This window comes from Leisingera sp. M527, assembly GCF_025141525.1.
GTDB lineage: Bacteria > Pseudomonadota > Alphaproteobacteria > Rhodobacterales > Rhodobacteraceae > Leisingera.
Genome location: NZ_CP081037.1, coordinates 2895490 through 2921416, shown reverse-complemented (window position 1 = coordinate 2921416; position 25927 = coordinate 2895490). Strand labels below are relative to the sequence as shown.

The window sequence follows — 25927 nt, the reverse complement described above, 5'->3', positions numbered from 1 at the left end:
TTAACCATGCCGTCCGGCAGCATGGTTAACAGCTTTTTTACGCAGATTTGCGTGCGGCCATGGCCTCGGCAAAGCGTTCGAACAGATAAAAGCTGTCCTGCGGGCCGGGGCTTGCCTCGGGGTGGTGCTGCACCGAATAGACCGGGCGGCCGGAAATGCGGATACCGCAGTTGGAGCCGTCAAACAGCGAAACATGGGTTTCTTCCACGCCTTCCGGCAGGGTCTGCGCATCCACCGCAAAGCCGTGGTTCATCGAGGTGATCTCAACCTTGCCAGTGGAATGCTCCTTGACCGGGTGGTTGGCGCCGTGGTGGCCGTGGTTCATCTTGACGGTGTTGGCGCCAAGCGCCAGTGCCAGCATCTGGTGGCCCAGGCAAATGCCGAAAACCGGCAATTCTGTCTTCAGGACGTCCTGGATCATCGGCACCGCATATTCACCTGTAGCGGCGGGGTCGCCAGGGCCATTGGACAGGAACACCCCGTCGGGGTTATGCGCCAGCACTTCCTCGGCGGTGGCGGTGGCGGGCAGCACAGTCACGTCGCATCCCGCGCTGGCCAGGCAGCGCAGGATGTTGCGCTTGGCGCCGTAATCAATGGCCACAACCTTATGCGCAGGCGCTTCCTGGCGGGCATAGCCGTCCGGCCAGGCCCAACGCATTTCGTCCCAGCGGTAGCTTTGCGCGCAGGACACGTCCTTGGCCAGATCCATGCCTTCAAGCCCCGGCCATTCGCGGGCCTTGGCAACCAGCGCCTCAACGTCGAAATTGCCGTCGGGGTCGTGTGCCAGGGCGACATGCGGTGCGCCCTGCTGACGGATCGCGCGGGTCAGGCGGCGGGTGTCGATACCGCCGATGGCAATGCGGCCGGTGCGGGTCAGCCAGGATTTCAGCTCTTCGGTGGCACGCCAGTTTGAGGCCAGGGTCGGGTCCCACTTCACCACCATTCCGGCCGCGACGGGATCGCCGGTCTCGTCATCTTCGGGCGTCACGCCTGTGTTGCCGATATGCGGGAAGGTGAAGGTGACGATCTGGCCGGCGTAAGAGGGATCGGTCATGATCTCCTGATAGCCGGTCATTGCGGTGTTGAAGCAGAGCTCGGCCACGGTGTCGCCGGTGGCGCCGAAACCGGTGCCGTAAAAGACGGTGCCATCTGCGAGCGCCAGGCATGCGGTGGGCTTGGACGGGGCGGAAGCGGCCATTGCGCGAGTCTCCATGCGGTGAAATTCATCGGCTTGTAAGGGGAGCGCCCAAGCGGGTCAAGCCTGCAGCGGCGGGCAGGCAGACGCGGGGTCTGGAATAGGAAATTTATAGTAAACTTGCACAGCGGGTGCAGAATGGATAACCATCGGTGTCCGGCAACCATGGGATGCTTACTACGATGGATACGCGCACACAGGTCAATCAGGCCTTGAAGCAAGCGATGAAAGACAAGGCAGCGGAGCGGCTGTGTACGCTGCGGCTGATCAACGCGGCGATCAAGGACCGGGAAATCGCCGCCCGCGCCGATGGTGAAGAGGGCGGTATCGGTGAAGGGGAAATCCTTGCCATCCTGGGAAAGATGACCAAGCAGCGCAACGAAAGTGCGCGCGCCTATGAAGAAGGCGGGCGGCTGGACCTTGCGGAGCGGGAACTGGGCGAAATCTCCATCATCGAGGAATTCCTGCCGCAGCAGCTGAGCGACGAGGAAGCCGGCGAGGCGATCACTGCGGCGGTGGCGGAAACCGGCGCCGAATCGATTCGCGACATGGGCAAGGTGATGGGTGCGCTGAAGGCGAAATACACCGGCCAGATGGATTTCGGCAAAGCCGGCCCCATGGTCAAGGACCAGCTTTGCAGCAAAGGCGGCTGCTGATCCCGCGCCCTGCTGATTGGCAGCCTGGCAGGTCTTAGTTGAACGGGATCTCCAGGAACGGCGGGTAGGCCGCTTCGATTACGCTGTTTACTGCCTGCCCCTGATGACGTTCCAGAACTGGCATGGCGATCGCCTGCGCAAGCAGGCGGCGCTCGTTGAACGGGTTAATCATCGTCAAATGGTGGTAGCCGGTGAAATACGGGCCTTGGAAATTAGGTTGTGAGAACTCCAGCCAGGCCCAATCGTAGACCTTGGGCCGGGCATTTGATGGCAGCGTGTCATACCAGCGTATGTAGTCGTCCTGCCACTTGCGGATCGCCTTGCGGGAGCCCAGCGAAGCCGAGACGCCCAGGCGTCGGATAGCATGTTTCATATGCAGCGGCTCGCCAATCTTGTCACGCCGCCACTGGGTGGCGCGCAGAAGCTCAAGATTGTTGCCACGCAGGATCAGGTGGTCACGCGGGTAATCATGGATCATGGGCAGCGCCGCAAGCTCGCCCCGGAACCCCGACCACCCCATTTTCAGACGCATGTCCTTTAGCAGGGCGTGACTGTGGGGCTGTTTGAAATATTGGGTCAAGGGCAAGTCAACTGAGGCCAGGATCCTCTGAGCGGCTTTGGCATCCTTGCGTGATGGGTTGTGAAACCTGTGGCAAACGAACTGCCGGATCTGCTGTGCCGCGGGCAGGGCGGCGGCCAGCAGTATGCGGGAGTCACGGCCTCCGGTGACGGGCAGTGCACAATCATGCCTGGCAGCAAGCGCGGCAATATTGGCCGCAAGGCCAGCTGAGATTTCGGCGGCGGCTGCGCCGATCCCGCTCGGCGGAAGGTCCAGCTGCATATCCGGGTATGGCCAATGGCGGTGCAGTGAAAAATCTGTCAGATCCACATAGTGATTGGCCACGGCGCGGCGCACATTGCGGTCAAGACTGCGCTGAAAGCTCATATTCTCCCGTCCGGCCAGAACCGCACGTATATTGATGTCTGGATCCGGTTCGATGTTCCTGTCCAGAATCAGCCCAAGCGAACTGGCAAGTTTCTGCTCTGCGGAATCATAGAGCATTGGAAGGTCAAAAACCGGATCGCCATAGACGCGCGACAGGTCCTGGGTCAGAACAACAGCAAGGTAACGGCCGCCAAGCTCTGTAATTTCCCGATCGACGCAATGCGCGAAATCCGGGCTGGCGGCCGCCGCTGGCAGGAGCAGAGCATCCTGAACCAATGTACCGCCCGGTTTCTATGCATGGCCGAGCAGCAGGCCGCAATTGTATCCGGTGCTATCCAGTATCGGACGGATCATCAGCGCCGTACCATGGTGCAATGTCCAGCCCTGCAGGCTGGTCTTTTCCCAGCCGGGATAGGTTCGCCCGGCGTCACGGCTGAGAACATATTGCGCGCGGAACAGTTCTTTGAAATCCCGCTGTTGCCGGGCGCATTTGCGTTCTGCCAGAGAGTGTTCGGTCATGTGCGAAAAGGGCCTGTTTCAAAATAGCTTGCTAGATTTCTGGCCCGTTTCAGAGAAGATGACAAGCGGTGAAGAATTATCGCAGCCGGGCGCGTGAAGGTAAGCGGTACTTTGGCAGATGTGTTTGTCTTCTGGCTGCGCGTGCGGTCACCGGGGCGGCAAGGGCACTTCAGTGCCGTGTATGGCGGAACTTAGTTCATCAAACAGCGCAATTCTCTCCTCTTCTGAGAGGAACGCTCCGATCTCCACTTCGCGGCCGCCGCCCTGCAGGGTGACATAATGCGGCACCGGGCCGTCGCGGTGGTGCATCCCGACGCGGGTCCAGTAGCGGTTGCAGCGCCAGCTTTGACGGCCGCCATCGGGATTGATCCGCTCCAGACGGGCCTCTTCTTTCCCGATGGTCAGCACCTCCAGGATCTGGTGGTCATGGCGGTTGCGGTCCAGCGCCCATTTCATGCCGAACAGGGCCAGCAGCAGGAACGGCAGCAGCCCCCACAGCAGGAAAGATCCCAGAACAGGGATCAGCGGCACGCAGATCAGTGCCGCAGTCAAGCCAAGGAACCGCACATAGCCCTGCGGTGGCAGCGATTGATGCGGCCAGAGGTGCAGCTCGCGTACGGCGTTTTGCTGCGGTCGGGTCCAGTTGTAGGGCATCTGTTCAACGCCTGCTGCGCAAAGTGGGTTCTTCATAAATGATGTGCCGGAAAGCCCGGATTTCCACTGCGGGTTATTACCGCGGGGCGCGCGCATGAAAAAGGCCCCGGAGCATCTGCTCCGGGGCCTTTTTTTGATGTCAGGGTCTCAGCCGCTTAGTGCGAATGCGAGCGGTCCCAGTCTTCCTGCTTGGGCAGGATTTCAAAGGTGTGCTCGGGCGGCGGGCAGGGCAGGGTCCACTCCAGGGTATCCGCGTATTCGTTCCAGTAGTTGTTCTGGGTGATGCGGGCGCCGCGCAGCAGCGAATAGATCACCACGCCGAAGAACAGCAGGAAGGAGGCAAAGGACAGGAACGCGCCATAGGACGAGATCTTGTTCCAGTAGGCGAAGCCTTCCGGATAGTCGATGTAGCGGCGCGGCATGCCCTGGCGGCCCAGGAAGTGCTGCGGGAAGAACGTCAGGTTGGCGCCGATGAAGAACATCCAGAAATGGATCTGGGCGCCCAGCTCGTTGTACTGACGGCCGGTCATCTTGCCGAAGTAGAAATAGATGCCCGAGAAGATCGCAAAGACAGCGCCCAAGCTCATCACATAGTGGAAGTGCGCAACCACATAATAGGTGTCGTGATAGGCGCGGTCCACGGAGGCCTGCGACAGCACCACACCGGTCACACCGCCGACGGTGAACAGGAACAGGAAGCCGAAGGCGAACATCATCGGGGCTTTGAACTCGATCGAGCCGCCCCACATGGTGGCAATCCAGCTAAACACCTTCACGCCCGTAGGCACCGCAATCACCATGGTGGCCAGCATAAAGTAGGCCTGCTGGTTCAACGACATGCCGACAGTGTACATGTGGTGCGCCCAGACGACAAAGCCCAGCACGCCGATTGCGATGATTGCCCAGACCATCGGCAGGTAGCCGAAGACAGGCTTGCGCGCGAAGGTGGCGATCACGTGGGAGATGATGCCAAAGCCCGGCAGGATCACGATGTAGACTTCGGGGTGGCCGAAGAACCACAGGATGTGCTGGTACAGGATCGGGTCGCCGCCGCCGGCTGCATCAAAGAAGGTGAAGCCGAAGTTGCGGTCCATCAGCAGCATGGTGATGGCGCCGGCCAGAACCGGCAAGCTCAGCAGGATCAGCCAGGAGGTGACGAAGATCGACCAGGAGAACAGCGGCACCTTGAACAGGGTCATGCCCGGGGCGCGCATGTTCAGGAAGGTGGTGATCATGTTGATCGCACCCAGGATCGACGACGCACCCGAAACGTGCACGGCAAAGATCGCCAGGTCCATCGAGTAGCCGCCTTCGTTCACCGACAGCGGCGGGTACAGAACCCAGCCGACACCGGAGCCCAGCTGGTCATTGCCGCCCGGGGAGACAACCGAGAGGACCGCCAGCGAGGTGCCTGCGACATACATCCAGAAGCTGAGGTTGTTCATCCGCGGGAACGCCATGTCCGGCGCGCCGATCTGCAGCGGCATGAAGTAGTTGCCGAAACCGCCGAACAGCGCCGGAATCACCACGAAGAACATCATCAGGATGCCGTGGGCGGTGATCATCACGTTCCAGAGATGGCCGTTCGGGGTGCATTCCGCCGAGGCGTCTGCGAACATGCGCGCGCCCTCCAGGCACATGTACTGAACGCCGGGATCCATCAGCTCAAGCCGCATGTAGACGGTGAAGATGACAGAAATGAGACCTGCAAACGCCGAAACGATGAGGTAGAGAATGCCGATGTCTTTATGGTTCGTGCTCATGAACCAGCGGGTAAAAAAGCCCCGCTCGTCCTCGTGGCCGTGACCATGAATGGCTGCGTCTGCCATTATGTGCCTCCTGCTGCATAACGAAAGGCCCCCGGAGACGGACTCCGGGCGGCCTGGATTCCTTGGAGTATTAGAATGGCGTGCCGGGGCCTTCAATGGCGGAGTTTGATCTGGATCAAGATTTATTGCCGCAGGGGCTTGAATACCAGGCAAAGCTGCATCGCCCCGGAGTGCTTGACCTGACCGCACGGCGCGCGCACAACCGCAGCAATGCCAAAATCAGGAGGCCGGACGCATGCCCGCTTATGATCCCGATAATATCTTTGCCAAGCTGTTGCGCGGTGAGATTCCCTCGGCCCGTGTCTATGAAGACGACGATACGCTGGCCTTCATGGATATCATGCCGCGCAGCGACGGGCATCTTCTGGTGATCCCGAAAACCCCGTGCCGCAACCTGCTGGACGCTAGTCCTGCGCAGATGGCAGCAGTGATGCAGACGGTGCAGAAACTGTCGCATGCGGTGATCAGGGCCTTTGGCGCGGACGGGGTGACCGTGCAGCAGTTCAACGAGGCCGCGGGCGGCCAGGAAGTGTTTCACCTGCATATGCATGTGCTGCCGCGCAAGGAGGGCGACCGGCTCCGCCCGCCGGGAACGATGGGGGATCAGGCGCTGATCCAGGCGCAGGCGGAACTGATCCGCGCAGCACTCGCCGGACATTGATGCAGGCTTGGCGCCAGGACCTTTGAGAAAATGAAATCACCTCTGTAATTAGAGCGGTGATTTCAATGTGAATTTGTGCATTCGAAATAAATGTTGAATTTTAGTTGAATTTGATCATAGCTGTTTCGCAAATTAGTTGTAGGTCAAAGAGGGCGCCCGCGCCCAAGTGTATGGGAACCCAAGAATTGGGTGGACCGGCACGGTATGCCAGCCCGGATTGGGGCGGCATCAGCCGGGAATTTTCAGTTGCCAGGCTGACAGCCTGAAACATGCGGGCAAAACGCCCGTGCCCGAACGTATGCTTGCAGGGCGCGCCGTCGCATTGACGCGGAAAGCAGTATTGGAGGGAGCGAAGTGACGCTCTTGTGCCGCGCGCAGGCCTTGTCGCAGGACCAGGTTGTTGCCGCAATTTATGAAACGATGATCCGGGCGGAGCAATTCGACCGGTTTTCCGCTGGCCCGCCAACCGGGAGGGACGCCGGTGAGGGCAATGGACGCTGGCGCGCCTTTGGGCAGCCCAGGCCCGTGCCGGCACTCAAGGCGCATTTCTCGCGGGCGGCACAGATCCAGGAACAGCAGTGGGAGCGGTCAGGGCGGCCGCACCCCGGTGAATACTCGGGCGAGTGCTGCCGCTTCTGGCTGTTGGCTGGCGGCGGCTCCGAGGGGCGCCTGCTGAATGCGTCGCAGCGCGCTGCCCGGCAGCTTGTCAGCGGCGGCGATCTTGCCGCAGCCATGGGGCTGACGCGGGCCGCAACAGACCGGTGGAGCATCTTTCTGGAGCAGGTGCGCGAGGGGGAGTTTTCCTGGCAGGACGTTCTGCTTCTCGGCACCGGCCGCCCGGGCGAGCGGTATTTATGCCGCCCCGTCCGGCTGGAGGGGGCAGGCGGCCCTGCCGCGGCCGTCATGGCAGAGCGGCTGGATTGCGAATGGAGCGCAGAGGCCGCAGGCCCCGTGGCGTCTGCTTTCGGACTGCAGAAATCTGATCTTGACCCGCTGAAGACGGTGATGAGCGGCGCCGGCGGCCGGGTGGCAGCGGAGCTGGAACAGATTGCAGCAAGGGCCGGAGCGCCGGGGACAGCCGAGTTGATCCGGCTGGCCGCATTCCTGATCAACGAGCATGTGCGGGACTTGAAAATTGCCCGGGGTGAGCTGCTGCCGCCTTCTGAGGAGATTGAGGACAAAACCGGGCGGCGCAGCCAGTTTTTCCGGTTTGGTGCGGAAACCGGACAGCCGGTTATTTTTGTGCACGGGGTGCTGGACGGGATCGTACCGCTGCAGCGCCTGCAGCCGCAGCTTAGGACCCTTGGGTTCCGGGTCTATGCGCCGATGCGCGCGGGCTACGGCGGCTCGGCGCCGCTGCAGCGGGGGCAGGACCCGGCGGATGCCTTTGTGCAACAGCTGGATGCGCTGATCACCCGCGAAAATCTGCAAAGACCGGTATTGCTCAGCCACCGTGGCGGCGCGTTGTACGGCTGCGCGGCGGCCAACCGGCTGCACAGCCGGATCTCCGGGCTGGTGGCTGTCGCCTCGAATTGTACAATTACCTCGCCACGGCAGTTCTCCGGACTTAGCGGTTATGCCTGGCTGGTTGCCTTTTCCGCCGCCCGTGCCCGCTGGATGCTGCCGGTGCTGATGAAGGCCTGGTCAGGCGCCTTGCACTGGTACGGGCACAAGGCGCTGCTGAAGTTTCAGACTGCGCGCAACAGCCGGGAAAGGGCCATGCTGGATCAGCTGGACCTGCTGCCGCTGCTTAAGCAAAGCCAGCTGCTGTTCCGGCAGCAGGGCGGTGCCGGCTTTCTGGCAGATGTGCAGATGATTCGGCAGGGGACGCAGAAGATGGCGCTGAAACAGCGTACGCGGGCGGTTTTTGTGCATGGCGGCGAGGACCACGTCGCGCCGCTGTCCGATATCCGCGATACTTTCGGCGGTCAGCAAAACGCTCAGCTCTGTGTCAGCCAGGAGGCGGGAGCGCTGCTGTTCTACACCCTTCCGGAACTGGTGCTGACTGCGCTGCAGGACTGCGTTTCGGCGGCGCAGGGCAAGGGTTAGCCGCCAAACACATGTTCAAAGCTGCGCTTCAGGGCAACGTCGACATCCGCCATGGTGACCGGCAATCCCAGATCCACCAGGCTGGTTACCCCGTATTCGGTGATGCCGCAGGGCACGATGCCGGTGAAATGCTCCAGCTCCGGCTCCACGTTGATCGAGATGCCGTGGAAGCTGACCCATTTACGCAGGCGGATGCCAATGGCGGCGATCTTGTCCTCTGCCATGCCGCCCGCCGCGGTTTGCGGCTTGTCCGGGCGTTCGACCCAGACGCCGACCCGGCCGTCGCGGATATGGCCCTTGATGTTGAACTCATCCAATGCGGCGATCACCCAGCTTTCCAGCTGCTGCACGAACCGGCGCACGTCATGGCCGCGCGCGCCCACATTCAGCATCACATAGACCACCCGCTGGCCCGGCCCGTGATAGGTGTACTGGCCGCCGCGTTTGCTTTCATAGACCGGGAAACGGTCCGGATCGGTCAGATCCTCGCGCTTGGCTGAGGTGCCGGCAGTGTAAAGCGGCGGATGTTCGACCAGCCAGATGCATTCTTCCGCGGTGCCCGCAGCGATCAAGGCCGCGCGCTCCTCCATGAAGGCAACCGCTTGATCATATTCAACAAGACCGTCCGATGCGATCCATTCAACCATGGTTCCTGCCGTCCTTTTCCGTCCCGCCTTGGAGGCCCGCCGGTAAAGAGGTCGTAAAATCCCTAGGTGGCAGCCCTGACAGTGGGGTATCCTGATTCCATTGTTAGTATCCATAGGGGGCGAGTATCATGCTTTCCAAGCCGCTTAAGCCGGCATTGACGGCCGCTTTTCTGGCAACGTCATTCACCAGCCCTGCGACTGCGAGCGATTTGGGCGCCGCAATTGTCGGAGGGGTGATTGGCGGTGTTATTGTCAATGAAGTTCACAGGAATAAACAACGCCAGCGCCGTGCCACCACCTACCGCCGCGCGCCGGCAAGTTCCGCAACCAGGGCGCAAAACCGTGAAACCCAGGTTGCCTTGAATTACTTCGGTTTCCATTCCGGCACGCCGGACGGGGTGCTGGGCAGGCGGTCCCGCGCGGCCGTTTCCCAGTATCAGGTTCACATGGGCTATCCGGCCACCGGCTATCTGGCCCCTTATGAACGCAATTTCCTGGTCAGCTCCTACAGCCGGGCGCAAATCGGCGGCCCGCAGGTGATCAAGGCGATGCAAGGCCCCAACGGAGTGCGGGGATTGCTGCACAGCTGGCGGGATGAAGCTGCGGGCGTCAGGACCGCAGGAAGCGGTTACGGCGGCTACGGCGGGTTGCCGTCGGAAGTCAGCCATGCGGTGGATGAGATCGCCGCCAGCTCCGAGCCGACCGGGGAACAGCTGCTGCAGCGCACCGGTTTCATGCAGCTGGCGGATCTGAACGGTGATGGCCGGAACGATTATGTGCTCGACACTTCGGTCTCCGGCTCCTCCTTCTGGTGCGGTGCTTCGAACTGTTCGGTGATGGTGTTTGCCTCCACCCCGCAGGGCTATCAGCGCAATGACTTCCTGGCGCGCGGCGTGACACCCGCCAGTTTTGCCTGCCATCAGGGGACCTGCAGGATGGCGGATACGGGTGAAACCGCTCCGGTCCAAGCGGCGCAGCAGAACCGCAGCACAGTGACAGCCTTTGCCGGGCAGGAAAGCGCCTCGCTGGGCGGCATCACCCTGTTTGACCAGCCGGCGCAAAGCGCCTCGCTCACCAGCTATTGCAGCAAGGTCAGCTTGCTGACCAGCTCCAACGGCGGCTTCATGACGGCGGCAAGCATGACCGATCCGGAACTGGCGCTGGGCGAGCAATTCTGTCTGGCCCGCACCTATGCCATCAATGCGGGCGAGACCCGGGCCGGCAAGGTTCAGGGTGTTTCGCAAGCCCAGATCGACAGCCAATGCGATGCATTCGGCCCGGCTGTGCAGCCTTTCCTGGCCAAGCTGGGAACCGCGGGCAGAGGTGAAGTGATGGGTGATGTGCAGAAGTTCGTGCTGCAATCCGGCATGTCGCTGGAGCAGCTGGCCAATACCGCCGGGATCTGCCTGTTCTCCGGTTACCGCCGCGATGACATGGACGTGGCGCTGGGTGCTGCGCTGATCCTGACCGGCACCGGCCAGCGCCCCTATGCTGAGCTGATCGGCCACCATCTGGCGCTGGGCTTTGGCGCGCCGGTTACGGCAGAGCGGGCGCAGGACTGGTACGGCATGGCCGTGATCTCGCTGGAAGGCGGCGCGGCACCTGTCTTTGCCCCCGGACAGCCTGAGCGGGCAGAGTTGATCAAGACAGCTTCGGCCAAGCTGGCAGGCGGCCGGGTGCAGCCGGTGCAGGCCTCCGGCAGTACGGCCCTGCCGTCGTTCTCCACTGACTGACCGCTGTTTACCGCAGCTGTTGAATGCAAGTGGCCGGCAGGATTGCCGGCCACTTTTTTTGCGTAGAATTTCTTTACTGCCAGTACCCTGGGGCGTCCTGGCAGCTGTGGCCGGGTTTTTCCATTAAATGCTGGATTTCTGCCTTTGACACCGCGCGGTCTTGAATGCAATTGATGCAATCAAAAAGTGCATTGTCTTAGGGGTTGTTTATGCGATTCAAGCTGCTTTCCAAATCCATTATCTGTTTTTCGCTGGCGTTGACGCCGGCTGCCCGTGTTTCTGCTGATGCGGGCGACTTTGCTGCCGGCGCCATCCTTGGCGGCATCATCGGCGGCGCTCTGTCCAAGAATCAGCGGCGCTCGGGGGGCAAGGCGCCCCGGCGTTCCCGGTTGCCGTCCACGCAGGAAGGCCGCCAAATTCAGGAATCGCTGAATTACTTCGGCTTCCCTGCAGGCGCAGTTGACGGGCAGCTGGGCCGTAAAACGCGCGAGGCTGTTTCCACCTATCAGGCTTACCTTGGCTATCCGGTCAGCGGGCAGCTGAATGATTTCGAGAAAGATCTGCTGATCCATTCCTTTCAGCGGGCGCAAACCAGCGGCTATCTCGCCAGCCAGCAGGCGATGGCACATCCCGACGGGCCGCGCGGGCTGCTGAAGATCTACCTGGCCGAGCGGATGGCGCCGCAACCTCAGCCGCAGCAGCCCTATGGCCTGCCCCAGGCCACCATGGCCGGGAACAGCACCGGCACCTATGGCGTGCCGCAGCAGTACGGGCAGAGCGCGCAGCAGCAATACGGCCAGCAGCAGATGGGGTTTGCAGCCACCGCCCAGACATACGGAATTCCGCAGCAGCCTCAGTTTCAGGGCCAGCAAGGGCAGTTCGTGCCGCGGTCACAAGTGCAAGGCCAAATTGTGCCGCAAGGCCAGCAGCAGGGCCAGTTCGTGCAGCAGGGGCAGGTAATGGCCGCTGCGCCGGGGCAGGCGCTGATCCAGAACGGCGCGGTTGTCCAGAAAAGCGGCACCGCAGCAACACCGGTCCTGTTGCCGCAAAACGATAGTGCCGCACCGCTGATCAGCCGCCGCGCATTGGTGATCGGTGTCGACGGCTACCAGAACCTCACCGCCTTGCAAAAGGCGCGCAATGATGCCCTGGCGGTCAGCAATACGCTTGGGGCGCTCGGATTTGAGGTGACCACGCTGTACGACGCAGGCCGCCGCGACATCAACAGCGCGGTCTCGGCCTTTGCCAACCAGATCAAGCCGGGGGATGAAGTTCTGTTCTACTTTGCCGGCCACGGGGTTGAGGTCGACGGGCGCAATTACTTGCTGCCTTCCGATGTGCCGATGGTGAATTTCGGCGATGAGAGCTTCCTGACCGGGGAAAGCATTGCCGCTGACCGGGTGCTTGGCACCTTTCAGCGTAAGGGCGCGCGGTCTACTATCATGATCCTGGACGCCTGCCGCAACAATCCGTTCCCGAAGGACGGCCAGCGTTCGGTCGGCGGCACCCGCGGCCTGGTGCGGATGGAACCGCCGGAGGGCGCCTTTATTCTGTATTCCGCCGGGGCAGGGCAAACCGCGCTCGACCGGCTGTCGGACAATGACGCCAATCCGAATTCGGTGTTCACCCGCGCGCTGCTGTCGCGCCTGAACCAGCCAGGCATGACGCTGCACCAGCTTGCCAAACAGGTGCGCCGGGATGTGCAGGATCTGGCCGCCACCGTGAATCACAATCAGTTCCCGGCTTATTATGACCAGATGTCGGGCGAGATGGTGCTGCGCCGCCAGCTGGCAGCCCAGGGCAACTGAGGCTGCTCCCAAGGGGTGCTGAGAAACCGGAGGCAGCCGGATACCCGGCTGTTTTCCAACGCTTATGCTGCGTGGCCTGCCGGGGTGCATATTCTGTTCAAAAAAGATGATTTTCAGCTTCACATCGCATCCGGGCTGGTCTATATGCCTCGACACCAAGCCTAAGACAGTGCGGTCGTGGCGGAATTGGTAGACGCGCAGCGTTGAGGTCGCTGTTCCTTAACCGGAGTGGAAGTTCGAGTCTTCTCGACCGCACCAAATTACACCTGAAAATTTGTAAAAACGCCGATGCGCCCGTGCGTCAACGTTATACGCGCGCCGGTCTGTTGCGGGAATATCAGCTGCCGGACCCTTTGGCGGGTGCTGGCGGCGTTTGCCGGTTCCGGCAGATCTGCGGGCCGGCTATAACCGGCTGCGTTCCTTGTGCCTGGCATTCGGAGCCAACAACGCAAAAACGTGATGCAGCAGTATGCCCAGTTCAGACCCCGGAAATTGCGACGGCATGATCCTTGAACGCGAACTCAGCGCGTTGTCCCTGGCGGGAAGCATCCTGCTGGACGCCGTGGAGCTGCCTGCGTCCAGCGGGCGGATTGCCCGCCTGTTCTTCAAATCCGGAACCTCGCGGGAGGGGCTTGGCATTGCGTCCCCGGCGGACAAGACAGTTCTGCACAACTATGGCGGTGCACCGGTTCTGGAGACCGGGATTTCGGACGGCCCCAGCGCGGTCACGGTTTCTGCTGAGGGGGCGCTGTACAATGTTCCGCTCCACCCGGAGGAGACAGACCTGTTTGCCGGGCTCAATGTACTGGCCGCTGTCCGCAATGGTGAAACGGCCCGAACTGCGGCCGAATGGCTGCGGTTCCATGCGGCGCAGCATGGTCTGCAAGGGGCTGTCATTCTCGACCGGGCGTATCCGCAAGACAGCCGCCGTTTTATAGAGGAACTGCAAGCGCTTGCTGGCTCCATCAAGGGGCTTGAGCGGGTCGTGGTGGTGCATTCCAAGCTGCCCCTGGGCAAGGATGGCCTGCCGGAGGAGGCGCATCCGTTCAACGTGCCGGGGGCGCCGGGCAAAGACCGGATGGAGATCCCGCCTACCGATCCCTGGCGGGCACCGCTGGGTGAGTTTCTGATCTATGAAATCCTGCGTGCCCGCTTTCTGGCGCGGGCACGGGCAGTGGCCAACATCGACCTATTCGACCTGCTGGCGCCGGATGAGGGGCCGAATGTGTTTGACCGGGCCGTCGCCGCGCCGACGGGCTGTCTGCGGCTGGGCGGGGTGCAGGCCTATCCATGGCGGGTGCGCAAGGGCGGCCAGGCGTCTTTTGCGGATCACATCTGCACCCAGTTTGATGCCACCGGGCTGCGGCCGCGCTGGTGTGTGGCACCGGCCACAGCCGGCGGGAACTGCATTTGGCGGCTGATCCGGGTGGTCGGGGCAGAGCCTGATCCGGCGGAGGATCTGCGGTTTTACCGCTGCATGGCCCTGCGGCATCCAACCGACACGGTGTCCAAGATCGTGCCGAAGACCAGCCTGATGGAAACGCCGGAACTGCTGGCGCTGGCCACGGGCTATTTCAACGCCAAGCCCGTGCGTATCCCTCCGGAGGATGCGATTAAGCGGCGCCGTGGCAAGCCCAAGACCACTGTCGTCACCACGATGAAAAACGAAGGGCCGTTCATTCTGGAATGGCTGGCCTACCACCGTGCAATCGGGGTGGATGATTTTATCGTCTACACCAACGACTGCACCGATGGCACCGACACAATGCTGCAGCTGCTGCAGGATAAGGGCATCGTCCAGCACCGCGAAAACCCGTTCCGCAATACGGATCTGAAGCCGCAGCACGCGGCCTTGCAGGCGGCGGAGGAAGAGCCGGTGATCCGGGAGGCCGACTGGCTGGTCTGCATGGATGTGGATGAGTTCATCAACATCAAATGCGGCGATGGCCGGCTGCCGGACCTGTTTGAGGCCGTGGGCGATGCCAATATGATCGCAATGACCTGGCGGCTGTTCGGCAACAATGACGTGCGCGATTTCACCGGCGATCTGATCACCCGGGAATTCACCCGCTGTGCCTTTGAAGTGACCCGCAAACCGCACCAGGCCTGGGGTTTCAAGACCCTGTTCCGCAACACCGGTATCTTCAAGAAGCTGGGGGTTCACCGCCCCAAGGGGTTGAAGCCGCAGCTGTGGGAGGACATCCGCTGGGTCAACGGCTCCGGCCAGGACATGCCGCGCGAGATGTTCCGCAACGGCTGGCGTTCGTCGATGGATACTTATGGCTATGACTTGGTGCAGCTCAATCATTACGCCGTGCGCAGCGCCGAAAGCTTTCTGGTCAAGCGCGACCGCGGCCGGGTGAACCACGTGGACCGCGATCAGGGTCTGTCTTATTGGTTCCGGATGAACAACAACGCCGAGGAGGAACGCTCAATCCAGCGCATGATCCCGGCGCTGGAAGCGGAGATGGCGCGGCTGCTGGCAGACCCGGATATTGCCACGGCACATGAATACGCCAGCCGCAAACACCGCGAGAAGATCGAGGAGTTGAAACTCCGCGATGACATGCTGGAGCTGTTCCAGGAGCTGACCGGCGGTAAGCTGTGCAAGCTGTCGCGGATGCACGCGCATTTCGGCGCCAATGTCTTTCTGAGCGGCCCCGGAGTTATCCCTGACGAGATCGCCGAAAAGGAGCCGGGCAGCGATTTCTGGTTCACGGTCGAGCGGGGCGAAACCAACCATTGATCCCGGTGGTCTGCACATTGACAGGACTCCGGGCCGCGGGCTAAATTCCGTTAACAAAGAAGCGCTGATAAACAGCTGCATTAATTAGTTTTTTGAGGGGCAGTCATCATGGCACTTCCGGCCATTGCGTCACTATGGGTGGGTCCAGAACTCAGCTGGCTGGAGCAGCTTTGCCTTCAGTCCTTTCTGGATCACGGCCACGAGGTGGTGCTATTCACCTATGACGAGGTCAAGGGCGTGCCAGACGGGGTGCAAGTGGCGGATGCCAATGAGATCCTGCCTGCCGACCGCATCATCCGCCACGCCCGCACCGGCAGCCCGGCCTATCATGCCGATGTCTTCCGCCTGCATTTGCTGCGCAAGACCAATTACATCTGGGCCGATACCGATGCCTATTGCTGCCAGCCCTGGAACATCAAGGGCAAACATTTCCATGGCTGGATCTCAGACGACAAGCCGATGGTCAACAATGGGGTTCTGCGGCTGCCCAAAACCTCCAAGACCCTGGCGGCGATGCTGCGCTTCACCAGCGATGAATACCCTGTTCCGCCCTGGTACAGCGCTGAAAAACAGGCCGAACTGCAAGCGCTTAAGGACAGCGGGCAGGGGGTTCATGTCTCGCTTTTACCCTGGGGGGTCTGGGGGCCGGACGCGCTTACCTGGTTCCTTCAGGAAACCGGCGAGGTTAAGAATTCGCGGCCAGGTCATGTGATTTATCCCGTGCCGTTCAAACGGGCCGGGGTGGTGCTGAACCCGAACCGCCCGAACCAGGCACGCGGCCATATCCGCGACGATACGCTGTCGATCCATTTCTGGGGCCGCCGCTTTCGCAATATCGCGGCCAAATACGGCGGCGTGCCTGCCGAAGGCTGCTATGTCCATGACTTGCTGGCCCAGCATGGGATTGATGCGGAAAAAACCCGCCACCTGCTGCAACCGGCCCCTGAACCGGAAGAGATACCCGTGGAAAAAATCGACCCGGCAGCGCTGGATTACTCGATGTTCAGCGACCAGGACGTCGCCAATATCCTGCTGCAACGCTCGGAACTGGCCAGCTCCGGCCAGACCATCAAGGACTGGATGGCAGGTGACGAAAAGCTGCTGCTGGCAGAAGCCCGGTCGCAGCGGGACTACATTCTGCATGAATCGATCCGGATTGCAGAGCGGGAATGCGATTTCTTCCTGAAGGCCACCGATCCCATTGCGCCCGGACGGGCCGCGGATATCGGCTGCGGGTATGCCTTTGCCAGCCTGCTGCTGCACCGCCGCTATGGCTGCAGTATCACGCTGATTGATATCGAAGAGGGCAACAGCCGTCATTTCGGGTTTGAGGGTGAGGGCGCAGGCTATACCAGCCTGGAAACCGCCCGCGCGTTTCTGGAAAAGAACGGCGTGCCTGCTGAAAAAATCACCACCATCAACCCCAAGACCGAAGACACCGCAGCGCTTGGTGCTTTTGATCTGGTGATCAGCCTGGCGTCTTGCGGGTTCCACTATCCCGTAGCCACCTACCAGGATCTGTTCAGCAAGCAGATCAGCCCCGGCGGCGGGATTGTTCTGGATATCCGCAAGGGGTCCGGCGGCATCGGCGCCATGAAAAGCTTCGGCACCGTCAAGGTGCTGGCCAAGCACGGCAAATACTCCACAGTTCTGGCCTGTGCCGGACAAGAGGCGTGACCGGTAACCGGATCCTTAATCCTTTTCGGGTAAAGCAGCGCAAAGGAGAGCTGTGGAATTGCGCTGGTTTCCACGGGCAGATGGTTGCCGGCACGGGGTGGTCCGGTGCCGGGGGTTCCCTGAAGGGCAGTTGACGACGCATGATGAGTGAAGGTTTTGATTTCAAAGGCGTGCTGCCGGCACTGGATGCCGACGACGTTCGCACGGTTGCCGATATCAACGGCCAGGCGCCGGAACTGTGTATTCTTTTATATCAGCGCTACGGCTGCACAATCGATCTGATCTCCTGCGACCGCAAGGGGCAGGCAAAAGAACCCGATGCGGCGCAGCTGCAAACCTGGCAGGCGCGGCTTGAACAGGGCGGTGTGGACCGGGACGCGATCCGCGTTGTAAGCCGGCCGCGTGATCTGGGCAGCTATGACGTGATCCTGGCGCTGAACGGCTTTGGCGCACGCCACAAGATCCAGAACGCCGCGCCCATGCTGGACCGCGCGCTGCATCCGCTTAGCCGTCTGGTGATTGAAATCCGCAAAGGGTCGGGCAGCTACCCGTTTCTCAAGGCCTATGGCAGCTGCAATACGCTGGTGCCGCCGGAGGCAGGCAAAAACGGCCTGGCAATCCTCTCTGCCGAGCCGCAGGAGGTGCTGCCGCCTTCGGGGGAGTGGTCCAAGGTGGCCCGCCAGCTGGCCGGCAAGGAAGGCTTCTTTGATGAGCTGGAAGAGCATTCCTTTTTGTTCATGCCACGTGGCGAAACGCTGGTGGTGACCTTCGACAACCTTGATATTGCCATGACCAAACGCGATGACCGGCGGCCCTGGGGCTTTAGCTTCATCGAGGCGCAGGGCTGGTCAATGCTGGGGGTGATGGCCAACGGCTGGACCTGGTTCCGCCACCAGGAGGTCACCGCCAAGTTCGAGGCACTGCGCGACAGCGGTTTCTTTGCGCAATTTTCCCGGGTGGTGTTCTATGGCGCCTCAATGGGGGGCTATGCAGCGGCGGCCTTTGCGGCGGCAGCGCCCGGATCGACGGTGTTTGCGATCAGCCCGCAATCCACCCTCGACAAGACCCTGGTGCCTTGGGAAATGCGTTACAAGAAGGTGTGGGACAGGGATTTTTCCGGCCCCTTCGGGGATGCCTCCCTGGCCAGCCAGGCGGCAGGCGACGTGCATATCATGTTCGACCCCTACGTGGCGCCGGATGCGGCCCATGCGGCGCGGTTTTCCGGGGCAAATGTCACCTTCTGGCGCTGCCCGCTGCTGGGCCACCGGCTGGGTTCTTCGCTGCAGCAGATGGGGGTCCTGCAGGAGATTGCCCGCGGTGCCATTTCCGGCGGCCTGACACCGCACCAGTTCCACCTCCTGCTGCGCAAACGCCACGAATTCCCCCGGTTTCAGCGGGAGCTGGCCAATCTGGCTTTGGACCGCGGCCATCCGCGCCTTGCGAAACAAGCCTGCGAGTATATTTTGCGCCAACGGGATGACCGGTTCTTCCGCCGTATGAAGGCGCGGTTATGACATGTGAAATCCGCCGGGCCGCGCGCCGGGACCAAACGCTGAGCAGGGAAAGGGCGAAGGCCGGACAGGACGATGAACCAGGCAGGAACTGACATGCGGGACGTAACCCTTGCTTTCCACGTTGGGGCGCCAAACACAGACAACGGCCAGCTGACCTGGTCGCTGCGTAAGGATGCGCAGCGGCTTCTGGAACAGGGCGTGATGATCCGCCGACCGGGCACCTATTTGGCAGCGCTCAATCAAATGCTGCGCAAGCAAAACCAGGACACCGTCACCGATCAGGAACGCGCGGCGCTGCTGGACGGCATGGTCAAGGATCAGAGTGTTTCGCGGATCATCCTGACCAACTCCGGCTTTCTCGGGGTGCCGGGCTGGATGCTCAGCGGCGGGCGGCTCTATCGCAATGCGGGCAGCAATACCGCGGCGCTGAGAACAGTCTTCCCGGGCAATCCGTGCGAATTTTTCCTGGGCCTGCGCAATCCGGCTACGCTGATCGGACCGGTGTTCAAATCCCAGTCCAGCCGGACCTGGGAGAAGTTTTCCGCAGGCACGGATTTCCTGAATCTGCGCTGGTCGGACGTTGTTGCAGATATTCAGGACAGCAACCCCGGCTGCCGCATCACGGTCTGGTGCAACGAGGAAACGCCGGTGATCTGGCCCAACATTTTGGGGCAGGTGACGGGGCTGGGTGACGGTTTCCGTTTTGCCGGCGAACTGGACATTACCCGCGGCATTATCTCGGAGGCGGGATATGAGCGGCTGGAGACCTATCTGGCAAACCGCCCCGGCCTGTCGGAAGACCAGCGTGAACGGGTGCGCGCGCTGTTCCTCAGCTACTTCCACGAGGAGGAGGCAATCGAAGAGGAAATCGATCTGCCGGGCTGGTCGCAGGCGCTGGTGGATGAGATGAGTGAAAGCTACCAGGCTGATGCCGAGCTGATCCGCCGGATGTCTGGCGTTACATTTCTGTCCTGAGTGCGGCGCGCCCGTATAGCGGCTTCATCAGGATCGCGGTCAGATACATCGGGATCTGGTAGCAACCCAGAAAGATCAGCAGCGGATCGGTTGTGGCTGCGGGCAGGGCGATCAAAAACAGAGCGAAGTTCCGGTTGCCGGCGACAACGGATACAGGCACGGCGCCACTGCCCGCGCGGCGGCGCATCGCTGCGAAGGCCAGCGCCTGCAGGCCGAGGTTGGCAGCCAGCGCAAAGCCCAGCCATTGCAGCACCAGCACAGGCGTGGCGCGCAACGCAGGCCCCAGCGCCGCCATCAGGCCAACAACGATCACTGCCAGCGCGATCACGGTCAGCCCATCGATAGCCTTGGCCTGATCCTCGCGCAGTTGCGGCAGGGTCAGGCGGCGCAGCAGGAAGGCGCAGATCACGGTGATGCCAATCACGCCAATGAGCCGCCCTGCCGCGCGCAGCACATCCCCAAGGCCTCCCAGGCCGGGGGCCAGCAGAAACACCGGAATTACTGTCAGCGGCATCAGCGCGGTGCCAAGGATCAGCAGGCGGAAGGCTGGTTCCGGCGCATGCCCCATCAGCGCAGTGATATTGGGGCTGCCGGTCACAGACGGCGCGCTTAGCATCAGGATCAGCGCCACGGCGGCGGGCGTCTGCGCCACGCCGAACAATGACGCCAGCCCCAAGGCCAGCAGCGGCAGCCCCACTTGCAGCAGCGCAATGGCTTTGACGGTGCCAATGCCGTCCGCTAACCCGCCGGCAGCCTTGCGCAAGCCGATCCTGTAGGCGTTCAAAAACAAAAGCCCGGCCACCATTTCCGGCAGCCAGGGCTGAAGCGTCGCGGCAAGACTGGGCAGCAACAGCCCGGCCAATAGCCCCAGAACCAGCGCGGCCCGCCCATGCCGGGCGGCAAAGGCAAGCGCGCGCAGCATGGGGCTAGACCGGCCCTGGCCTGAGGTTGTTCGGCAGATAGGTCGCCAGCTCCGGGAAGGCGATCAGCACAAACACCATCAGCACCATGATCAGGAACATCGGAATCGCGGCACGGGCGATATAGCTCATCTCGTGGTGCGTCATGCCCTGCATCACAAACAGGTTGAAGCCGATCGGCGGGGTGATCTGCGCCATTTCCACAACCACCACGATGAAGATGCCGAACCAGATGAGGTCAATGCCCGCCTGCCGGATCATCGGCTCGACCACCGCCATGGTCAGCACCACCGAGGAGATGCCATCCAGGAAGCAGCCCAGCACGATGTAGAACACCAGCAGCACCATCAGCAGTTCCAGGCGCGACAGCTCCCACCCCGCGATCAGATCCGCCAGCCCGCGCGGCAGGCCGGTGAACCCCATCGACAGGGAAAGGAATGCAGCCCCCGCCAGGATAAGCGCAATCATCGCGCTGGTGCGGGTGGCGCCCATCAGGCTGTCGGTGAAGGTTTTCCAGTTCAGCGAGCCTTGGCCCAATGCCAGCAGCAGCGAACCGATAACCCCGAATGCCGCCGCCTCGGTCGCGGTGGCAATGCCAAGGTACATTGACCCGATCACCACGATGATCAGCGCAATCACCGGCGCCAGAAAGCGGGAGTTCTTCACCTTCTCGGCAAAGCTCAGCTTGGCTTCGGGGGTTGGGTTCCAGTCCTTGCTGACTTTGGAGTAAATCGCCACATAGCCCATGAACATCGCTGCCAGCACCAGGCCGGGCAGAATGCCGGCAAAGAACAGCTTGGTGATCGATTCATTGATGGTGACGCCATAGACAATCAGCGTCAGCGACGGCGGGATCATCAGGCCCAGCGTTGCAGCACCCGTCAGCGTGCCGATCACCATGGGTTCGGGATAGTTGCGCTTGCGCAGTTCCGGGATCGACATCTTGCCCACGGTGGTCAGCGTTGCCGCAGACGAGCCGGAGACCGCGGCAAACACCGTGCAACCGACGATATTGGTATGCACCAGCCCGCCGGGCAAGGGCGCCATCCAGGGTGCCAGCCCTTTGAACATGTCCTCGGACAATCGCGTCCGGTACAGGATTTCGCCCATCCAGATGAACATCGGCAGCGCCGTCAGGGTCCAGCTGGACGAAGCCGACCAGATCGTGGTCAGCATCACGTCGCCGACGGGCCGTGTGGTGAACAGCTCCATGCCGACCCAGGCCACGCCCATCAGCGCCAGGCCAACCCAGACGCCGGACCCCAGAAGGGTGAACAGCACGAAGAGAAACAGAATGATGACTGAGATGTTTTCCATGAGGCTTACTCCGCGTGGCTCTGGTCGTCCAGATCCCGGGTGATGCGGTGGTCACCGCGAAAGATCACATGGATCAGATGGTCGGTAAGGGCGACGGCCAGAACAGCCCCGCCGAACAGCATCACGCTTTGCGGTATCCACAGCGGTGTGCGGTCCTGGCCCTGGCTCACATCGTTGAACTTCCAGCTCCAGTAGACAAAGCGATAGGCGTAATAGGTGAAATACCACATCACCGCAGTGCCGATGCCAAAGCACCAGATCTCCAGCCCCCGGCGGAAGCCATCGGGCACTGCATTCAGCAGAATGGACACCCGGATATGGCTGCCCCGGTTCAGCGCATTGGCAAAGGCCAGGAACGACGCTGCCGCCATCGCGTAACCGGCATAATCCGGCGCGCCGGGGAAGACTTCACCGGTCCAGCGGGCCAGCATCTGGACAACGATCAGGCCTAAAATGGCAATCAGGCAGAGGGCGGCCAGCACCCCCGCCGCAAAGTACAAAAAATCCAGTCCGGAGCGCAGCCCCCTGAGCACAGTCATATCATCCCCATCGGCATTTTTATATGTGAATACGGGCGGCACCTGCCGCGCCGCCCGTCTCAATCGGTCTGATTATTCGGTGCGGAAGGCGTCGACGATGGCCTTGCCCTCGTCACCTGCGGCTTCCAGCCATTCATTGGTCATGGTGACGCCGATTTCCTTCAGCTCGCCCGCCATCTGATCGGATGCCGGACCTACATTCATGCCGCCATCGCGCAGACCTTGCAGGGTGAACCCGGTGTATTCCTTGGCGCGCCAGTTGCCTGCGTATTCCGCCAGCTTGGCGCAGCCCTGGATCACGTTCTGATTGGCCGCGGATGTGCCGTTCCAGATTTCAGTGTTCACAAACACGTAGTTGCGCGGCAGCCAGGCGTCCACTTCATAGAAATAGCTCAGGCTTTCCCAAACTTTGCGGTCGTAACCGGTGGAGCCGGACGAGACCATGGATTCCGCCACGCCTGTGGCAAAGGCCTGGCTGATTTCAGCCGCTTCAATGGTCACCGGCAGCATGCCCGTCAGCTCTGCCAGCCGCGAGGTGGCATTGTTGTAGGAGCGGAACTTGATGCCCTTCATCTCGGCAACCGAATTCACCTCGTTCTTGAAATACAGCCCCTGCGGCGGCCACGGCACGGCATAAAGCAGTGTCAGGTTCTGCTCGGCCAGCAGCGTCTCAATCGCCGGTTTGGCGGCTTTCCACAGCTTGTCGCTGTCATCAAACGAGGTCGCCAGGAACGGGATCGAGTCAAAGCCGAACAGCGCGTTCTCATTCTGGTGGCCGGACAGCAGCCGCTCGCCGATCGGTGCCTGGCCGGTCTGCACCGCGCGTTTGATGTCAGCACCTTTGAACAGCGAGCCCGACGGATGCGTCTTGATCTCAACTTCGCCGCCGGTGCCGGTGGTCACGCATTCAGCAAACTCGGCGCCGGTGGCCGAGTGGAAGTTGGAGGCCGAATAGGCCATCGGCATGTCCCAGGTTTCCGCCGCGGCGGGCAGGGCGGCAGCCGCCGTCAACGCGGTGGCGGCCAGCAGTCTGGTCAGTTTCTTCATGGTCTTCTCCCTGTTTCAGTTTCGGCCCCTTATGGGGCACTGGTTGGTTTCAAATCGCATAGCGCGCCGGATCATAGGCGCTTATGTCCATGTTCGGGGTGCGGCCCGAAATCATCTGCGCCAACAGGCGGCCAGTTTTCGGCCCGCCGGTAAGGCCGATATGATGATGGCCAAAGCCCACAAAGGCGCCGGACAGGCCCGGCACTTCGCCGATCACCGGGATCGAATCTGCAGGCGCCGGGCGGTAGCCCAGCCATTCCTCTTCGTGTTTCCAGGTGACACCGGGCAGGATGCGCCGCGCGTTTCTGCTCAGCAGCTCCAGCGGGGCTTTTGACGGTCCGGCCTCCAGCCCGCCGAATTCCACAATGCCCGCAATCCGGATCCGTCCCTTCATCGGGGTCACCACGCATTTGGCCGCTGCCACCATGACAGGCGCCTTTGGCATCGCCGAAGGCTCCCATAATTCAAGATGATAGCCGCGTTCTGCTTCCAGTGGTACGGAAATTCCCAATCTCTCTGCCAGCGGCTTGGACCAGACGCCGGTGGCAACAACAACGGCATCGCAAGCAATGGTCTCACCGCCCGCCCGCACGCCGGTCACTTGCCCGTTCTCGCGGGCCACATCGGTAACAAAAGCCTGGATCAACTGACCGCCATTGGCCACCACATGTGCCGCCAGATCCTTCACATACTGGCCGGGATCCGAGATGATGCCGTGATCCTTCAGCCGCGCGGCAAAGCCAAGCTCCGGCGCATAGATATCATCATAGGCCCGGACATCCGCACCCTCCAACTCGTCCCAGTTAAAGCCGTGTTTCCTCCGTAAACCCCAGCCAAAGGCGTCCTCGCCGAAATGCGCCCGGTCATTGTAGAGGAACAGGTAATCGGACGGCTTCAGGTGCCGTTCCGCCCCGGTCCCTGCCGCCAGCGCCTGATGGTCCGCCAGCGAATCCCCGACGATGGGCGCCAGCGCAGCGGCAATGCGCGTGGTGTCGTCTGCATTGGCATGGCTCATGTATTTCATCAGCCAGGGTGCCAGTTTGGGCAAGTAGCCCCAGCGCATGAACAAGGGCTGGTTCGGGTCCAGCAGCATCTTCGGCGCCTTCTTCCACAGCCCCGGGCCGGTGACCGGCACGATCGAGCAGGAGGCCAGAATGCCGCCGTTGCCGTGGCTGGTGCCTTCGCCCGGTCCCTTGCCGTCGATCAGCACCACATCATGCCCGTCGCGCTGCAGCTCGATCGCAGCCGAGACGCCGACAATGCCGGCACCGATGATGGCAACGGTTTTCTTCTCCGCCGTCATGCCGCAACCTTCTTGGAAACCGCATAGCGGTCCAGCTTACCCACGTCAGGTTTGATGCCCAGCCCTGGCCCATCCGGCACCACCACCTGGCCGTCCCTGACCTGAAAGGGTGTTTCCAGAATGTCTTCCTTCAGGAAATAGCTCGCCTGATAGAACTCGCAGCCCAGCCTGATCTCCGGCGTGGCCGCAATCATGTGGGTGCCCGCCAGATGCGCCAGACCCGCCTCGAACATATCGCCGCCATAAGCGGACAGCCCGTTTGCCGCGGCAATCCGCGCCACGGTCTGGCCGCGTGTAAGACCGCCCGATTTCATGATCTTGACCGAGACGCCGTCGCAGATGCCCTCACGCGCTGCGCGCACCATGTCCTCGGGGCCGAATACGCTTTCGTCTGCCAAAAGCGGCGCATCAATCATCCCGCGCAATTTGGCCATCATGCCAAAATGGTGGAACCGCACCGGCTGCTCGATGAAATCCGGCTTGAACAGGGCCACATCGCGCACCTGGCGCGGCGCATCTTCAATGCTGAGGCCTTGATTATAGTCCACCCGCACCCGGAATTCCGGGAAATCCTTGGCAATCCGCTCCAGCCGCATGATGTCGAACGCGTGATCCTTGAACCCGGTTTTCAGCTTGATCAGTCCCACCTTGTCAGCACGCAGCCGGTGCAGCAGGTCGATGTCCTTGGCAAAATCGGGATCGGCAATCGAACAGCTGAGCGGGATGGTATCGCGGCACTTGCCGCCCAGCAGCGCCCAGACCGGCGCCCCGGTGATCCGCCCGGTCAGGTCCAGCAGGGCGCTTTCCAGCGCCGCCTTGGCCTCGGTGCAATGGGCGACGGCTTTGGCTGCATCCTCCATGATCGCGGCGCGGTCCGCCACCCGGCGGCCCTCAACCAGCGGGCGGATGTAGCGGTCAAGTGCTGCCAGGCTCGCTTCCGGCGTGCCGGTGAACACCGACCAGGTCGATGCCTCGCCAAATCCTTCGGAGCCGCTTTCGCTGCGCAGCCGAACGATCACAACCTCGCAGGAGCCCTCGACAGAGCCGATCCCATGGTCGCGGCGCGACATCACCGGCAGCGCGAGATGCCACAGATCCATCCCGGCAATCTTTTGTTCCAGCACTTTGCTCTTCCTCCCAAAAGCTGGGCAAAGCTTGCCTTGACTTGATCATCATTACCAATACAAAGAAC

The 25927-nt window shown here is 61.8% G+C and carries 21 protein-coding genes and 1 tRNA gene; 11 read left to right on the top strand and 11 right to left on the bottom strand.

The window, feature by feature from the left end:
* Positions 1-37: 37 nt before the first annotated feature.
* Complete coding sequence (carA, locus tag K3555_RS14610; protein ID WP_260005933.1) at positions 38-1198, bottom strand: glutamine-hydrolyzing carbamoyl-phosphate synthase small subunit; 1161 nt, start codon at positions 1196-1198, stop codon at positions 38-40.
* A gap of 179 nt (positions 1199-1377) precedes the next feature.
* Here carA and K3555_RS14605 point away from each other — a divergent pair, with 179 nt between their 5' ends.
* The gene (locus tag K3555_RS14605) at positions 1378-1851 is read left to right on the top strand and encodes a GatB/YqeY domain-containing protein (RefSeq protein WP_259997715.1); all 474 of its coding nucleotides are present in this window, start codon (positions 1378-1380) and stop codon (positions 1849-1851) included.
* 34 nt (positions 1852-1885) lie between these two features.
* Here K3555_RS14605 and K3555_RS14600 read toward each other — a convergent pair whose 3' ends face one another.
* Positions 1886-2692, bottom strand: coding sequence for a hypothetical protein (locus tag K3555_RS14600; RefSeq protein WP_260005929.1), 807 nt, complete (start codon positions 2690-2692; stop codon positions 1886-1888).
* Positions 2693-2743: 51 nt separating this feature from the next.
* On the opposite strand from K3555_RS14600, the gene K3555_RS14595 reads away from it, so the two are divergent.
* Entirely contained in the window at positions 2744-3343 is a 600-nt protein-coding gene (locus K3555_RS14595) for a hypothetical protein (RefSeq protein ID WP_260005927.1), read from the top strand.
* Positions 3344-3463: 120 nt separating this feature from the next.
* Here the strand turns inward: K3555_RS14595 and K3555_RS14590 are convergent, their stop codons facing one another.
* Both K3555_RS14590 and K3555_RS14585 read right to left on the bottom strand, forming a co-directional pair.
* Positions 3464-3970: a DUF2244 domain-containing protein gene (locus K3555_RS14590; RefSeq protein ID WP_260008545.1), complete on the bottom strand. Its 507-nt coding sequence runs from the start codon at positions 3968-3970 to the stop codon at positions 3464-3466.
* A gap of 155 nt (positions 3971-4125) precedes the next feature.
* Entirely contained in the window at positions 4126-5799 is a 1674-nt protein-coding gene (locus K3555_RS14585; RefSeq protein WP_259986487.1) for a cytochrome c oxidase subunit 1, read from the bottom strand.
* A gap of 235 nt (positions 5800-6034) precedes the next feature.
* Here K3555_RS14585 and K3555_RS14580 point away from each other — a divergent pair, with 235 nt between their 5' ends.
* Positions 6035-6460, top strand: coding sequence for an HIT family protein (locus tag K3555_RS14580; protein WP_260005925.1), 426 nt, complete (start codon positions 6035-6037; stop codon positions 6458-6460).
* 354 nt (positions 6461-6814) lie between these two features.
* Positions 6815-8509, top strand: coding sequence for an alpha/beta hydrolase (locus K3555_RS14575; RefSeq protein WP_260005923.1), 1695 nt, complete (start codon positions 6815-6817; stop codon positions 8507-8509).
* Here K3555_RS14575 and lipB read toward each other — a convergent pair.
* Positions 8506-9156, bottom strand: a complete 651-nt coding sequence (gene lipB, locus K3555_RS14570) for a lipoyl(octanoyl) transferase LipB (protein WP_260005921.1) — start codon at positions 9154-9156, stop codon at positions 8506-8508. The two genes, K3555_RS14575 and lipB, sit on opposite strands and share 4 nt — an antisense overlap.
* Before the next feature lie 128 nt (positions 9157-9284).
* Here lipB and K3555_RS14565 point away from each other — a divergent pair, with 128 nt between their 5' ends.
* The 7 genes from K3555_RS14565 to K3555_RS14535 all read left to right on the top strand — a co-directional run bounded on the left by K3555_RS14565 (position 9285) and on the right by K3555_RS14535 (position 19609).
* Positions 9285-10889 (top strand): peptidoglycan-binding domain-containing protein, encoded by a 1605-nt coding sequence (locus K3555_RS14565; protein WP_260005918.1) that lies wholly within the window; start codon positions 9285-9287, stop codon positions 10887-10889.
* A 209-nt stretch (positions 10890-11098) separates the two neighbouring features.
* Positions 11099-12697 (top strand): caspase family protein, encoded by a 1599-nt coding sequence (locus tag K3555_RS14560; protein WP_260005916.1) that lies wholly within the window; start codon positions 11099-11101, stop codon positions 12695-12697.
* Positions 12698-12868: 171 nt separating this feature from the next.
* Positions 12869-12955: transfer RNA gene (locus tag K3555_RS14555), tRNA-Leu, on the top strand.
* Between the two features lie 244 nt (positions 12956-13199).
* Positions 13200-15443 (top strand): glycosyltransferase family 2 protein, encoded by a 2244-nt coding sequence (locus K3555_RS14550; RefSeq protein WP_260005913.1) that lies wholly within the window; start codon positions 13200-13202, stop codon positions 15441-15443.
* 108 nt (positions 15444-15551) lie between these two features.
* Complete coding sequence (locus K3555_RS14545) at positions 15552-17120, top strand: cyclopropane-fatty-acyl-phospholipid synthase family protein (protein WP_260005911.1); 1569 nt, start codon at positions 15552-15554, stop codon at positions 17118-17120.
* A 143-nt stretch (positions 17121-17263) separates the two neighbouring features.
* Positions 17264-18634, top strand: coding sequence for a hypothetical protein (locus K3555_RS14540; RefSeq protein ID WP_260005909.1), 1371 nt, complete (start codon positions 17264-17266; stop codon positions 18632-18634).
* A gap of 93 nt (positions 18635-18727) precedes the next feature.
* Positions 18728-19609: a hypothetical protein gene (locus tag K3555_RS14535; protein WP_259986450.1), complete on the top strand. Its 882-nt coding sequence runs from the start codon at positions 18728-18730 to the stop codon at positions 19607-19609.
* On the opposite strand, the gene K3555_RS14530 is transcribed toward K3555_RS14535, so the two are convergent.
* The 6 genes from K3555_RS14530 to K3555_RS14505 all read right to left on the bottom strand — a co-directional run bounded on the left by K3555_RS14530 (position 19593) and on the right by K3555_RS14505 (position 25859).
* Positions 19593-20531 (bottom strand): hypothetical protein, encoded by a 939-nt coding sequence (locus K3555_RS14530; RefSeq protein WP_260005907.1) that lies wholly within the window; start codon positions 20529-20531, stop codon positions 19593-19595. The genes K3555_RS14535 and K3555_RS14530 overlap by 17 nt on opposite strands.
* Before the next feature lie 4 nt (positions 20532-20535).
* Positions 20536-21846 (bottom strand): TRAP transporter large permease, encoded by a 1311-nt coding sequence (locus K3555_RS14525; RefSeq protein WP_260005905.1) that lies wholly within the window; start codon positions 21844-21846, stop codon positions 20536-20538.
* Positions 21847-21851: 5 nt separating this feature from the next.
* The gene (locus tag K3555_RS14520) at positions 21852-22385 is read right to left on the bottom strand and encodes a TRAP transporter small permease (RefSeq protein ID WP_260005904.1); all 534 of its coding nucleotides are present in this window, start codon (positions 22383-22385) and stop codon (positions 21852-21854) included.
* A gap of 72 nt (positions 22386-22457) precedes the next feature.
* Entirely contained in the window at positions 22458-23432 is a 975-nt protein-coding gene (locus K3555_RS14515) for a TRAP transporter substrate-binding protein (RefSeq protein ID WP_260005902.1), read from the bottom strand.
* A 49-nt stretch (positions 23433-23481) separates the two neighbouring features.
* Entirely contained in the window at positions 23482-24735 is a 1254-nt protein-coding gene (locus K3555_RS14510; RefSeq protein ID WP_260005900.1) for an FAD-binding oxidoreductase, read from the bottom strand.
* A complete protein-coding gene (locus K3555_RS14505; protein ID WP_260005899.1) occupies positions 24732-25859 on the bottom strand; it encodes an enolase C-terminal domain-like protein in 1128 nt (375 codons plus the stop codon). The genes K3555_RS14510 and K3555_RS14505 overlap by 4 nt, the downstream gene beginning before the upstream one ends.
* Positions 25860-25927: the final 68 nt, after the last annotated feature.

Excerpts from the sequence above, each read along its gene's own strand:
- carA (WP_260005933.1), bottom strand. The coding sequence starts at position 1,198 with ATGGCCGCTTCCGCCCCGTCCAAGCCCACCGCATGCCTGGCGCTCGCA.
- K3555_RS14605 (WP_259997715.1), top strand. The coding sequence starts at position 1,378 with ATGGATACGCGCACACAGGTCAATCAGGCCTTGAAGCAAGCGATGAAA.
- K3555_RS14600 (WP_260005929.1), bottom strand. The coding sequence starts at position 2,692 with ATGCAGCTGGACCTTCCGCCGAGCGGGATCGGCGCAGCCGCCGCCGAA.
- K3555_RS14590 (WP_260008545.1), bottom strand. The coding sequence starts at position 3,970 with ATGCCCTACAACTGGACCCGACCGCAGCAAAACGCCGTACGCGAGCTG.
- K3555_RS14585 (WP_259986487.1), bottom strand. The coding sequence starts at position 5,799 with ATGGCAGACGCAGCCATTCATGGTCACGGCCACGAGGACGAGCGGGGC.
- K3555_RS14580 (WP_260005925.1), top strand. The coding sequence starts at position 6,035 with ATGCCCGCTTATGATCCCGATAATATCTTTGCCAAGCTGTTGCGCGGT.
- lipB (WP_260005921.1), bottom strand. The coding sequence starts at position 9,156 with ATGGTTGAATGGATCGCATCGGACGGTCTTGTTGAATATGATCAAGCG.
- K3555_RS14565 (WP_260005918.1), top strand. The coding sequence starts at position 9,285 with ATGCTTTCCAAGCCGCTTAAGCCGGCATTGACGGCCGCTTTTCTGGCA.
- K3555_RS14560 (WP_260005916.1), top strand. The coding sequence starts at position 11,099 with ATGCGATTCAAGCTGCTTTCCAAATCCATTATCTGTTTTTCGCTGGCG.
- K3555_RS14550 (WP_260005913.1), top strand. The coding sequence starts at position 13,200 with ATGATCCTTGAACGCGAACTCAGCGCGTTGTCCCTGGCGGGAAGCATC.
- K3555_RS14545 (WP_260005911.1), top strand. The coding sequence starts at position 15,552 with ATGGCACTTCCGGCCATTGCGTCACTATGGGTGGGTCCAGAACTCAGC.
- K3555_RS14540 (WP_260005909.1), top strand. The coding sequence starts at position 17,264 with ATGAGTGAAGGTTTTGATTTCAAAGGCGTGCTGCCGGCACTGGATGCC.
- K3555_RS14535 (WP_259986450.1), top strand. The coding sequence starts at position 18,728 with ATGCGGGACGTAACCCTTGCTTTCCACGTTGGGGCGCCAAACACAGAC.
- K3555_RS14530 (WP_260005907.1), bottom strand. The coding sequence starts at position 20,531 with ATGCTGCGCGCGCTTGCCTTTGCCGCCCGGCATGGGCGGGCCGCGCTG.
- K3555_RS14525 (WP_260005905.1), bottom strand. The coding sequence starts at position 21,846 with ATGGAAAACATCTCAGTCATCATTCTGTTTCTCTTCGTGCTGTTCACC.
- K3555_RS14520 (WP_260005904.1), bottom strand. The coding sequence starts at position 22,385 with ATGACTGTGCTCAGGGGGCTGCGCTCCGGACTGGATTTTTTGTACTTT.
- K3555_RS14515 (WP_260005902.1), bottom strand. The coding sequence starts at position 23,432 with ATGAAGAAACTGACCAGACTGCTGGCCGCCACCGCGTTGACGGCGGCT.
- K3555_RS14510 (WP_260005900.1), bottom strand. The coding sequence starts at position 24,735 with ATGACGGCGGAGAAGAAAACCGTTGCCATCATCGGTGCCGGCATTGTC.